Source organism: Alkalihalobacterium elongatum (genome assembly GCF_019024285.1).
In the GTDB taxonomy this organism is placed as follows: Bacteria; Bacillota; Bacilli; order Bacillales; family Bacillaceae_F; genus Alkalihalobacterium; species Alkalihalobacterium elongatum.
The window spans coordinates 41,199-53,731 of record NZ_WMKZ01000030.1 but is presented as its reverse complement, the minus strand read 5'-3'; the positions used below and the strand labels follow the sequence as shown (position 1 = coordinate 53,731).

Genomic DNA, 12,533 nt, shown 5'->3' with positions numbered 1-12,533 from the left:
CCTGCTCTTTTTCCTTGCAACGGGCTCCATTCATTCGTATTAGTTACCGTTTCCTGCTTTTTTCAGCCGCTCTGGGCTCCATTCGCTCCCTTTAGTGACTGCCTCCTGCTCTTTTTCCTTGCAACGGGCTCCATTCATTCGTATTAGTTACCGTTTCCTGCTTTTTTCAGCCGCTCTGGGCTCCATTCGCTCCCTTTAGTGACTGCCTCCTGCTTTTACCCAAGTGGATATTTATCTTTTTTTACAACAGACTCTAATCTTGGTTCAATGACTTGCCTACTGCCTTTGACTCGCATACTATTCCTCATCTTTGACTCGCAACAAACGCAAGCCATTCAAGGTGACTAGCAGTGTTGCTCCCATGTCGGCAAAGATGGCGATCCACAGTGTTAACCACCCTGGAATGACGAGCAATAGGGCTAACGCTTTCAGGCCGAGCGCAAAGGCAATGTTTTGCTTAATGATCGTTAATGTTTTGCGACTTAACTTGACCGCAAACGGAAGCTTTCGTAAGTCATCTCCCATTAGTGCAATATCGGCTGTTTCCAACGCTGCATCGGTACCTGCTCCACCCATTGCAATTCCTATGTTTGCTGTTGCGAGTGCAGGGGCATCATTTACTCCATCTCCGACCATAGCTACTTGACCGTTATCTTTCATTTGTTTTACCCATTTTAGTTTTTCATCTGGCAATAGCTGTGCCCTGACTTCGTCGATCCCAAGTTCTTTCCCAATGGCACTTGCCGTTTCTTTATTATCACCTGTCAACATGATCGTGCGATTAACGCCTAATCGTTTTAAACCGCGGACAGCAGCTACACTTGACGAACGAATGCGGTCAGAGACGGCAATATAGCCGAGCAGTTCATTTTGTTTTCCGACTAAAATAACGGTTTTTCCTTGGTGTTGTAACGAATGTACATCTTGTGGAACATCAATTTTTAATTCACTAAAAAATGACGGACTTCCGACGAAGTAATGCTCTTGATTGATAACACCTGTAATTCCTTTTCCAGTAAACGAGCGGAAGTTTAAGACCTTTTGCTCTGCAGGCTCAATGCCTTCTTTACTCGCTCGCTTCATAATGGCTGATGCTAATGGATGCGCAGAGCTTTTTTCTAGGTATGCACCGATCTCTAGTACATCTCGCTCGGAATATGGTGATGCGGCAAAAATGTCAGTTACTTCAGGTACACCTTTAGTAAGTGTTCCTGTTTTATCAAATGCGATCGTTTGGATCGAACCTAATTGTTCAAGATAAACTCCACCTTTGATGAGCACACCATTTCTTGCACTATTTCCTATCGCTGTAACAATTGAAACAGGGGTAGAGATGACGAGCGCACAAGGACAGCCGACGACGAGGACAGCCAACCCTTGATACACCCATGTCGACCAATCGGCTGCAAAAAATAGTGGTGGAACCGTTGCGACCCCTAAAGCAACAAGCATAATGAGTGGTGTATAATACTTAGCAAAGCGGTCGACAAACGCTTGGGACGGTGCGCGTTCGGCTTGCGCTTCTTCTACAAGTTCAATAATTTTTGATAGCGTCGTATCTTCAACTCTTTTTGTTACTTTTATTTCTAGCAAGCCTTCTTCATTTAATGTTCCCGCATATACTTCATCGGCTGCACTTTTAGCAACTGGAATAGATTCTCCTGTAATCGCCGCCTGATTAACAGTCGAGATCCCATGTTGAACCGTTCCATCCATCGGAATTTTCTGCCCAGGCTTTACAAGCATAATCTCACCTATTTGAATGTCATCCACAGGAACATCAACCATTTTCCCTTGTCTAATAACCGTTGCCGTGCGTGGAGCTAAGTCCATTAACGAACGAATCGACTGTCTAGCCTTATCCATTGAGAAGCGTTCAAGTGCCTCACTAATGGCAAATAAAAATACAACCGTCGCTCCTTCTCCCCATTCACCGATGAGCGCAGCACCTATTATGGCAATCGTCATGAGCGTTTTCATATCAAAACGAAGCTTTGTCAAATTTTTTAGACCTTGCCAAAACAGATTGTACCCACCAATTATCATCGCTGCAGCAAATACACCAATCGCTACACTGTCCGTTTCTCCCCTCTGTAAAACGAGTGTCCAACCGAGAATGAGAAGGAGTCCAGAAATAACGGTTTGGACAAACTGTTGTTGCTTCCAAAAAGGCTTATGTTCGATTTGTCGTTCCTTTTCTGGATACAATTTTAGGTTTTCAAATGCTCCTGCTTTTTCTAATTCTTCAATGGAAACGTCTCCGTACACTTTAATCTTTGAAGCGCCAAAGTTCACCTTTGCGTCAGAAACGTGAGGAAGATCTTTGACATTTTTCTCGAAAAGACCCGCACAATTAGCACAGGTAAACCCTTGTACCCGATACGTTTTTTCTAGATCACTCATGGCCTTTCCCCTCTTTTCCATGCTCTAATCCGTTTAGAATTAACTGTTTTACATGGTCATCATCAAGTGAATAAAAAACTAGCTTCCCTTCTTTGCGGTATTTTGCTAATCCAATATTTTTAAGTAATCTTAAATGATGAGAAGCTGTAGCGGTAGAAGATCCGATAATCGTTGCTACATCACAAACGCATAATTCCTCTTCTGATGCTAGTAGGAATGCAATTTTCAACCTTGTTTCATCCGCTAAGGCTTTGAAGATTTTTGCAGTAACATCGAATGGTTCTACGTCCATTGACTTTGATAAACGGTCTACTTTTTCAGAATCATATTGAAATATTTCACATTGATCTCCTTTAGTCACCTTACAAACCCCTCTCATTAATCAAACGCTTATTTGAATGTATACTTCTATCTTACTGCAATTCATTCAAACGTTCAAATGATTGTTTGATTGTATAGTTCAAAAAAACACAGGAAATATTCCTGTGCTTATCATTATGCTGTTTCTGTATGATTGGTGAACGACACGAATGAAACGATATAAAGCGGCGAATAACGCAAGTCTTTAAGCTCTCCATCTAAGTTAATAACTGGGTTAATGGGATCATCGTGATAGACAAATACAATTTGACCGATTGAGCCGTCATTCAAATAGACTTGATTACCTATCGACATTTCCATAATTCTTTGGATAAATATATACGTCATTTTCGGGTCTAATTTCCCAAACGCTTCCGTCTTCATTTGTTTCAGTACTTCATACAAGGCAATTTGATTACGGTAAACACGATCTGAAGTCATCGCATGAAAAATATCAGCTATCGCAATAATTTTTGAATACAGATGAACTTCATCCGCATTCTTACCATAAGGATAACCTTTTCCATTTTCTCTTTCATGATGCTCCAGTGCCATTAAACAAATCTCTTGACCAAAGTGCCCACTTTTATTTAAAATCTCATAACCGTAAAGCGGATGATTTTTAATTTCATCATATTCTTCATTTGTCAGTGGTCCCTGCTTAAGTAAAATTTCATCTGGAATGTTCAGCTTACCTATATCATGCAAGAGGCCTCCAAGAGAAATCGTTTTTATTTCTTCTGGAGAAAAACCAAGCCATTTAGCCAAGAGCGCAGCAAGAACGGAGACCCCGATATTATGCCTGTACGTATAATCATCCTTGCTTAAAATCCCATTCATTAGTGTCGCTAAATCATAATTTAATGATATTTGTTCGACAACAGGTAACACTTTTTCCTCGACTTCTAGCAATACCGTATCATTGTCTTTTACTTTAGAAAAAATATCTCTGATTTCTCCTACGGTATTCGTGATTAATAGATCTTGCTGAAATGGGGTTAATAGTGCCTTCGCTAGCAAAGGTACTATATTGTACTTATATTTGTCTAAATCAAACTCCATCTCAATTAACCGTCTGACATGTAATTCAGATAATATCGTTCCTTTTTTAACTAATAATTCACCTTGTTCATTATATAAATCCCTTTTAAGGCGACAGCCAACAAAACGAAAGGCATTTTCTTCATTCATTGTTATCCCCCATAGTATGTATGATTCTAGATCCCTTTCAGCTGCAAAAATTGTAAAATCTTGTCTTTATTACAAGAATACACTTCTATTACTATTCTGTAAACGGAATCACCACTTAAACAGGACTTATATACTAGTACTTTTAAATTGTTCAATAACAAATGATTTAAACTTCTGTACAATCGGCGACATATACCTTCCTTCCACCCAAGCAACTCCAATAGACCGTGTGCATTCATGGTTTACAACCTCTAACTTTGAAACCTCTGTTTCATCTAAGCCTTTTCTATCAGGAATTAAACTAACACCAAGACCAGCAGATACGAGCCCATTAACCGTCGAAACCTCTTGGCCTTCAAACATCACGTTAGGTTTGAAACCCGCCTTTTGACAAAGCCGATCAGTAATAGTCCGTAAGCCAATGCCTTCTTTAAAACCAATAAATGGTTCTTCACCTATTTCCTCTAATTTTATAGATTCTCTCTTTGCTAATCGATGCGCCTTCGGAACAATCACGTATAATTGTTCACTAAATAACTTTTCCCATTTAAACCCATCTGTTTGAATGGGCTCGGATGTTAAACATAAATCAATCTCCCATGTCATGAGCTGCTCAATTAAAATGTCTGCCGTACTTTGAAAAAGCTGAAACTGGACATCTGGATAGGATTTTCGATATTCGCCTATGAGTTCTGGCACTAGGTGTGACCCTAATGTATGTAAAAAGGAAAGCGCAATTTGGCCTTGATCAGGATGAATGATGTCGTTAATTTCTTGCTTCCCTTCCTCTATTAAGAGAAGGGCCTCATTTACTCTCGTTAAAAAGATTTTCCCGTACCGGCTCAATTGCACAGATCTACCGTTTCGCTCAAAGAGTGGTACTCCTAAATCTTTTTCTAATCTGGCTATCGATCGACTTAATGCAGGCTGTGAAATATAAAGACTTTCTGCTGCACGCGTAAAATGCTGCACTTGGGCTAATCGTTGAAAATACTCTAATTGCTGCCATTCCATTACACTCACCCGTTTCCATTACATTTTTGCATCAATTTTATGAAAATTATAAATTGGAAGTTATCAGTTGTCAAAAGTATGATTAAAGATACAACTATGTTGATGAAGTGTTGGGAGAAAAAGAAATGCTTTAGGAAGGCGATTTTGAGGAAAGTGCAGGTTTGAATAGAGTGATGTTTTGGAGGAAGCGAAATATTAGAGGAAGCGAGTTTTGAGTAGAGTAATTCGGAGCTTTGAATGATGCCAGTTTTAAGTGATTAAGACTTTGAGAATTATGTAAATTTTTAAGTAACATTAAAATGGTATGAAAGGAATTGATCGGTTTTATTAGCTTCGCTTTACTAAGTGCATTAAGTTTAATAAAGACTTTTAAGTTTCAACCTGACTAGAAAAAAAGGAGAAGGAAACCTTGAATTACATTACTAAAAACGACTCAAGTTACTATAAAACGATTATTGCTTTGTTTTCTGGAAGCTTCGTTAGCTTTATGATTTTATATTCCATGCAAACACTCATTCCGGTTTTCTCAATGGAATTTGATGTGACGCCTGCAGTGGCAAGTCTCGCACTATCGGTAACTACTGGTTTTTTAGCGGTGACGATGCTAATAGCGGCTACTGTCTCTGATTCGACCGGACGTAAACGAATGATGACCTTGGCGCTCATTATCTCATCAATCCTTTGCATTTTGTCTGCTTTCAGCACTAGTTATACAAGCCTACTTTTTATTCGCGTCCTCCAAGGAATTGCACTCGCTGGATTTCCGAGTATCGCAATGACATATGTAAGTGAAGAGTTCCACCCGAAAACATTAGGTGTGGTCATGGGTATTTACGTAAGCGGAACGACACTCGGCGGGCTTTCAGGCCGACTTGTAACGGGTGTTTTGACGGATTGGTTTTCATGGCAAATCGCCCTACTCGTCATTGGGGGCATTAGCGTATTCCTTAGCGTTCTATTTTGGATGCTACTTCCCGTTGATGTGCATTCGAAGCGAACCAAGTATTCACTTAAGCAGCTATGGCCCTCGTTACTGTACAATTTAAAAGATCGAAAATTACTTGGCCTCTATACCATTTCATTTGTTTTAATGGGCGGGTTTGTGACCGTTTATAACTACATTAGCTTTGTTCTAATGGCTCCTCCTTATTTTTTAAGCCAAACGTTAATTGGCCTCGTTTTTCTCATATATTTAGTTGGAACATTTAGCTCAACTTATATGGGGAGAGTGAGTGATCAATATGGCAAACAAACGATGCTTCCTTTGACCATTCTCATCATGCTCGTTGGTACCCTTTTAACGTTAAGTGAAAGTCTATGGCTCCTTTTGTTGGCGCTAGCTATTTTTACGTTCGGCTTTTTCGGTAGTCACTCGATCGCGAGCAGCATGGTCGGCGAGTTGGCAACGAATTATAAATCGCAAGCGGCTTCTCTCTATTTACTGTGCTATTATCTCGGTTCAAGTGTCATCGGCACGAGCGGCGGCGTCATCTGGGAGAATTTTGCCTGGACAGGAATCGTCTCGACCATTTGCGGATTGATTCTGATTGCCCTTGTGATGGTGATTATGATTCGAGTGGAGTTACGGCGGGAAGTGCGTGTGGAGGGTGAGATGCTTGATAAACATGGAGAGACTGTTAAGAGGATGGGATGATGATTAGTTGTAGCTTTTATTTTTTGTTTCGTTAGTTTCTATAATTTGTATTTTCGTCCCTTTCTATTACCTATAGGTTCCAGCTCCAATGCAGCGAGTAGTTTTGATGCTATTGATTTAGATGATATATGACAAAAATGTCTAAACTGATTATTTGATATTGTATCTCCTATTAAAAGCTTATAATCAATTAAAGCTAATTTATGAGCATCAATAGAATTACTTTGACATGCATGACAAAACCAAGTGCCTCTCTGTCTTTGCATTGGAATATGATAACAACTAGGACAATGAACACCAGTTAGAATATCTTCTTTTAATATATCGTATTGATTTAATAAGTCTTGATCTAATGAAACATGCTGTTTGAGAATAAGTGAGGACAGTTTTTTCATTTCTTTTTGGGTAAGTATTTCTTCTTTAAATTGTTGGGTTAGTTTTGAAATATGATATGGAAGTGAGGCAGCGTGAATGACTTGATTACTTGGGGCTGACTTAATAATTGTAGAAGGATTACTAATCACAATTAGTGAGCTTATCGGTGGTAACGGTAACTTCTGCTTCACCCACCATTCACCTAATTGCTTTTTTTGACGTGTTACCTGTAAGATAGGGTCGGGGAAACCCTCTTCTTTATCATTGATGATGCGGAGAAGTTGGTTATACGTTCTGTCAAAAATTAATGTTCCAGATATGTTCTTAACCTCTAGTAGTAGAGCAAATTTGGTGGAAAAAATTAATGTATCAATCTGAAAATACCTTCCATCTCCATCATCCATGCGAATATCGTGAAGAATAATAAAAGCTCTAGGATCAAGAAAGGACAAATGAAAGTCAATCGACTTTTCTCCATTGTACCCTGCCATACTCTTCGCCAATTCTTCTTGAAGTCTACTCTTTTTGGGATGATTAAAAGGCAATCTTCTTAAAAGAGCATTTAATTTTTGTATTTTTATTGGTACACTTCGATTTTTTTTAATCAAAACATCAACTCCTCTCATTGTTGAGAGAGAATTTCTATAAATGCGCATAATATTCCTTCTATTTGATAAAAAAATTTATTTATATGATCCAAGTTGGCTTATTTATGATCCTAATTTCGAATTTATGATCCGAACTAATGCATTTATGATCCTAACTTTCAATTTATGATCCAAACTACTATATTTATGATCCGAGCAGACTTTTCCTATAAAACCAAGCAAAAAGACCACCTAACACGGTGGTCTTCTTCACGATATATTGGTGGAGACGGCGGGAGTCGAACCCGCGTCCAAAGATGTCGACACTTAAGCTTCTACGAGCGTAGTTACTGTATTAGCATTTCGCACTTACGTCGGCCCAGCAACAGGCTTCGGTAAGGCTAGTCTGATTAATCTCTTCCTTCGTCCACAGACTGAGGACAGCCAGCGTAGCCCACTAAGAGTGAGTCCCGTTCCCTACCACATGGGCGATGGAGGGTGGAACCGCAAAGCGCTATTAAGCTGCTACTGCGAAGTTATTGTTTGTTTTGCCAGTTATAGGCGTTGGCGTTTTAACGAGGCCGACCCCCTCGACTCGCAACCTAAGCTCAACCCACCCCTGTCGAATCCGTAACGTCCCCAGATTATAAATAGCTGTGCGACTTATTCAGACGCAACTGCTAAACAAAAGTAAGCTACATGAGCTAGTTGTAAATCCAGAAGCAATTATCTCGCCCTCTGGAATTACATTATAGCATATCTGCACCAGTTTTCAAATGACAAATCCTGTAAGTCCATAAAAGTCGATCCTATATGAAATCGAACAATAACTGAAACCAGTACAGCAGATAAAATTACTGCTCGTGAGCAGAGCAACGCATTACTTTAAACGCGTTGCTTGTCGCGAAAGGCACGTTCAATTTCACGTTTTGCATCTTTCTTTTTCAAGTCTTCACGTTTATCGAACTTCTTTTTACCTTTTGCAAGCCCAATTAATACTTTAGCGAAGCCGTTTTTAATATAGACTTTTAATGGAACGATGGCATAGCCTTGTTCCTTAGAAGCACCAATTAGTTTGTTAATTTCCTTTTTGTGGAGCAATAATTTTCTCGTCCGTAAAGGATCATGATTATAACGGTTTCCTTGTTCGTATGGACTAATGTGTGCGTTCCATAAGAACATTTCACCGTTTTGTATTTTAGCAAATGCATCTTTTATATTCATTTTACCCGCACGGATCGACTTGATCTCCGTTCCTTGCAATACCATCCCAGCTTCAAACGTTTCTTCGATATGATAATCATGGGATGCCTTTTTATTTTGAGCAATGACATTACTGTCTTTTTTCGCCATTTCTCATACACCTACCATTTTTTGACGTCGTTGTCCTATTATAACAAATTCACGGGAAAAATCCTATAGGATAGCACAAACAAACAAAACGAGGCTACAGTAATGTGTCATCACCAAGTTGTACGCACTACAACGTACAACTTTAGGAGAAGAGCACTGTCAAAGTAATGAACAGCGCCCATTCAACTAATACAAGTAGTGACACTTTCAATGCAGCCTCGCATGAGTGTTAATTTCTAATTTTCAAAAGCAAATATTACTTCAACTAAAAATTAGCGCTTTTTCTTTTTCCCTTTGTTACGTTTACTTCTTGGGGCATTTTCATAAAAGCCTTTTTTCTTTTTACGCTTGCCTTTATTTTTCTTATCTGAATCTCCAGCACCTTGTCCACCATCTTTTCCTCCGCCTGGTTTTTTGCCGCGCTTTGGACCGACGATGACTTTAGGAGACGCTTTACGCTCGCGTTTCTTCGCAGGCTCTTTCATGCCGACGATTTCAAAGTCGATCGATGACTCTTCAACGTTGACGTTAATACAACGGACTTCAAGCTCATCCCCAATACGAAATACATTGCCTGTGCGTTCACCGATCATCGCATACGAACGCTCATCATAGCTATAATAATCATCCGTTAAGTAACTAACGTGAACGAGACCTTCGATTGTATTTTCTAACTCGACGAAGATACCAAAGTTCGTTACACCACTAATAATACCAGTGAATGTTTCGCCAATTTTATCTTCCATAAACTGCGCTTTCTTCACTTCATCGGTTTCACGTTCTGCATCTACCGCACGACGTTCCATTTCAGATGAGTGCTTCGCAATTTCATCAAGACGGTTTTTCCAATGACTCTGGGTTTTCTCGTCTGTTTTGCCTTCGATTAAATACGTGCGAATCAAACGGTGCACGATTAAATCAGGGTAACGGCGGATCGGTGACGTAAAATGTGTGTAAAACTCCGTCGATAATCCAAAGTGCCCTAAGCTTTCTGGATCATATTTTGCTTGTTGCATCGAACGAAGCATGACCGTACTTATGACCGTTTCTTCAGGCTCACCGCGAACGGCTTCAAGAAGCTGCTGCAAGGCACGCGGGTGGATCGAGTTTGCTGATCCACGCACAACATAGCCAAAGTTCGTAATGAACTCTAAGAATTTATTGAGCTTGTCTTCTTTTGGATCATCGTGAATACGGTAGATAAACGGCACTTTTAACCAGTGGAAGTGTTCAGCAATTGTTTCATTCGCTGCGAGCATAAACTCTTCAATTAGGCGCTCGGCTACTGACCGCTCACGGATAACAACTTCCGTTGGTTTCCCTTCTTCATCGACTAGAACTTTTGCTTCTTTGAAGTCGAAGTCGATCGCACCACGTTCAAAGCGTTTTTTACGTAAAATGTCTGCTAACTCACCCATTTGTTTGAAAAACGGAATGAGTGGCTCAAAACGTTTTAGTACTTCTTCGTCCTCGTCTTGTAAAATTTTTCGCACTTCTGAATACGTCATTCTTTCTGTCGTTCGGATAACACTTTGGAATATATCGTGGCCGACCACTTGTCCTTCTGGTGTAATTTCCATTTCACACGAGAGCGTTAATCGGTCTACTTTTGGATTTAAACTACAAATTCCATTGGATAGACGGTGTGGAATCATTGGAATAACACGGTCAACTAAATACACACTCGTCCCGCGTTCCTCGGCTTCAATATCGATCGGCGAACCTTCTTTTACATAATAGCTAACGTCTGCAATATGAACACCGAGTAGATAGTTGCCATTTTCCAATCGTTCAACGTTTACGGCATCGTCTAAATCTTTGGCATCGGCACCATCGATTGTAACGATCGTTTTATCACGAAGATCGCGGCGGTTCTTAATTTCTTCTGGATCAATTTCATCAGGCACGTTCTCCGCTTGATCAAGTACATCTTGTGGAAATTCCTGCGGTAATCCGTGCTTATGAATAATCGATAAAATATCAATTCCTGGATCATTTTTATGCCCTAAAATCTCGGTAACTTCCCCTTCAGCACTATTACGTCCTTCTGGGTACTTTGTAAGTTTTACAACGACTTTATGCCCTTCTGCTGCTCCTTTAGAAGCCGTCTTGGGAATAAAGATGTCATTTGGGATCCGTTTATCATCGGCAACAACCATTCCATATTGCTCATGGTCTATGTACGTACCAACGATTTGCTGTAGACCACGCTCAATAATACGAATGACACTACCTTCTGGACGTGTTCCCGTTGATTTCGGATGCAGACGGACGAGGACAATATCACCATTCATTGCCCCTCCTAAATCACTTTGCGAAACGTAAACATCCGTTTCGCCTTGTACTTCTGGAATAATAAAAGCAAAGCCTTTCGCATTCCCTTGAACTTTTCCTTTAATTAAATTCATTCGTTCAGGAACACCGAAGCGATTGCTGCGTGTACGAACGATAAGCCCTTGCTCTTCCATTTGGTTTAAAATTTTTACAAATTCCTTAAATTCACTTGAGTCTGTTAGCCCAAATGCTTCTTCTAGCTCCGTGACCGTCAATGGCTTGTACGCCTCTTCTCTCATAAAAGCTAGAAGGTGTTGAATTTTATCTTCATTCATTTGTAACACTCCTTTCTATTTTTACGTATTCGACCAATTTAAAGTTTCTAAAAATTGATGTACGTCTTCGTGTAATTGTTCTTTTTCTTTGTCTAGCGTAATGACATGGGTAGATTCTTCATACCACTTCAATGCTTTTTCGTCACTTTCCACTTCGTTATATATAATATTGGCACTTTCCACATCAATCATCTCGTCATGTCGTGCTTGTACGACCATAACAGGTGAATAAATATGATCGAGATACTCTCTAACACCATTAATGAGTTGTTGCAGTGCATTTAACGTTTGCATCGGTGTTTTTTTAAATTCCACCATTTCTTGCTCGATTTGTTCTTCTGTTTTTCTTTCGCGGCGCTTATATTCTTTAGCGTATTCGACAACGCCAGCATACATTGACTCCTGCGTCTTTGGGTTCATCGGTGCACACATCGGCACAACTCCCATTACGGGTAAAGTGTAGCCGAGTTTTAAAGAAAATACACCTCCCAGCGAAAGTCCACAAACCGCGATTTCTTCATGGCCACGTTCTTTTAATAAATTGTAGCCTTCCTCAACATCCTTCCACCAATCTTCAGGGCCCGTGTGAACAAGTTCTTCAGGCGGTACACCATGACCTTTATATAAAGGAGCATGACATGTATAGCCTCTTTCTTGTAAATATCTGCCGAGCATTCTTACATCGGCTGTATTGCCTGTAAAACCGTGTAGTAATAACACAGCTCGTTTTCCACCTTCAAATGTAAATGGTTTTGGAGCAACTATCTTCATACGACCGTACCTACCTTTTCATTTCACAGACCTCAAGATAATGTATAGTTTCACCTGAATTTGCTTTCTCTATGATAGGAAGATGTTTAAAAATATCATTTTCGTTGATTGAGCAGCTTTACCACAAATACTTTAGGAATAATTGTAATTAGGGTGAGCGTTTCAGCGAGCTTACTACCGTTAAAGCCATTATTAGAGTATTTTATTTCCCTTTGA

At 39.9% G+C, this 12,533-nt stretch carries 9 protein-coding genes and 1 other RNA gene; 1 reads left to right on the top strand and 9 read right to left on the bottom strand.

Going from position 1 to position 12,533, the window contains the following annotated elements; translation table 11 throughout:
* Positions 1–297 precede the first annotated feature (297 nt).
* From GKP30_RS20200 to GKP30_RS20185, 4 genes are all read right to left on the bottom strand, one after another.
* Complete coding sequence (locus GKP30_RS20200; protein ID WP_216831274.1) at positions 298–2,424, bottom strand: heavy metal translocating P-type ATPase; 2,127 nt, start codon at positions 2,422–2,424, stop codon at positions 298–300.
* Positions 2,396–2,764, bottom strand: coding sequence for an ArsR/SmtB family transcription factor (locus tag GKP30_RS20195; RefSeq protein ID WP_216831273.1), 369 nt, complete (start codon positions 2,762–2,764; stop codon positions 2,396–2,398). The genes GKP30_RS20200 and GKP30_RS20195 overlap by 29 nt, the downstream gene beginning before the upstream one ends.
* Positions 2,765–2,898: 134 nt before the next feature.
* Positions 2,899–3,954: an HD-GYP domain-containing protein gene (locus GKP30_RS20190; RefSeq protein ID WP_216831272.1), complete on the bottom strand. Its 1,056-nt coding sequence runs from the start codon at positions 3,952–3,954 to the stop codon at positions 2,899–2,901.
* Between the two features lie 126 nt (positions 3,955–4,080).
* Positions 4,081–4,968, bottom strand: a complete 888-nt coding sequence (locus GKP30_RS20185; protein WP_216831271.1) for a LysR family transcriptional regulator — start codon at positions 4,966–4,968, stop codon at positions 4,081–4,083.
* 409 nt (positions 4,969–5,377) lie between these two features.
* On the opposite strand from GKP30_RS20185, the gene GKP30_RS20180 reads away from it, so the two are divergent.
* Positions 5,378–6,622 (top strand): MFS transporter, encoded by a 1,245-nt coding sequence (locus GKP30_RS20180; protein ID WP_236035252.1) that lies wholly within the window; start codon positions 5,378–5,380, stop codon positions 6,620–6,622.
* Positions 6,623–6,660: 38 nt separating this feature from the next.
* Here the strand turns inward: GKP30_RS20180 and GKP30_RS20175 are convergent, their stop codons facing one another.
* The 5 genes from GKP30_RS20175 to GKP30_RS20155 form a co-directional block, all read right to left on the bottom strand.
* On the bottom strand, positions 6,661–7,605 hold the full coding sequence (locus GKP30_RS20175; RefSeq protein WP_216831270.1) for a nuclease-related domain-containing protein: 945 nt from the start codon (positions 7,603–7,605) through the stop codon (positions 6,661–6,663).
* A gap of 260 nt (positions 7,606–7,865) precedes the next feature.
* Positions 7,866–8,225, bottom strand: a transfer-messenger RNA (tmRNA) gene (gene ssrA / locus GKP30_RS20170).
* A 244-nt stretch (positions 8,226–8,469) separates the two neighbouring features.
* A complete protein-coding gene (gene smpB, locus GKP30_RS20165; RefSeq protein ID WP_216831269.1) occupies positions 8,470–8,937 on the bottom strand; it encodes an SsrA-binding protein SmpB in 468 nt (155 codons plus the stop codon).
* A gap of 272 nt (positions 8,938–9,209) precedes the next feature.
* Complete coding sequence (rnr, locus tag GKP30_RS20160; RefSeq protein WP_216831268.1) at positions 9,210–11,546, bottom strand: ribonuclease R; 2,337 nt, start codon at positions 11,544–11,546, stop codon at positions 9,210–9,212.
* 21 nt (positions 11,547–11,567) lie between these two features.
* Positions 11,568–12,317: an alpha/beta hydrolase gene (locus GKP30_RS20155; RefSeq protein WP_216831267.1), complete on the bottom strand. Its 750-nt coding sequence runs from the start codon at positions 12,315–12,317 to the stop codon at positions 11,568–11,570.
* Positions 12,318–12,533: the final 216 nt, after the last annotated feature.

Bases quoted from the DNA above. Each gene is read 5' to 3' on its own strand.
- GKP30_RS20200 (WP_216831274.1), bottom strand. From the start codon at position 2,424: ATGGAAAAGAGGGGAAAGGCCATGAGTGATCTAGAAAAAACGTATCGG.
- GKP30_RS20190 (WP_216831272.1), bottom strand. From the start codon at position 3,954: ATGAATGAAGAAAATGCCTTTCGTTTTGTTGGCTGTCGCCTTAAAAGG.
- GKP30_RS20185 (WP_216831271.1), bottom strand. From the start codon at position 4,968: ATGGAATGGCAGCAATTAGAGTATTTTCAACGATTAGCCCAAGTGCAG.
- smpB (WP_216831269.1), bottom strand. From the start codon at position 8,937: ATGGCGAAAAAAGACAGTAATGTCATTGCTCAAAATAAAAAGGCATCC.
- rnr (WP_216831268.1), bottom strand. From the start codon at position 11,546: ATGAATGAAGATAAAATTCAACACCTTCTAGCTTTTATGAGAGAAGAG.
- GKP30_RS20155 (WP_216831267.1), bottom strand. From the start codon at position 12,317: ATGAAGATAGTTGCTCCAAAACCATTTACATTTGAAGGTGGAAAACGA.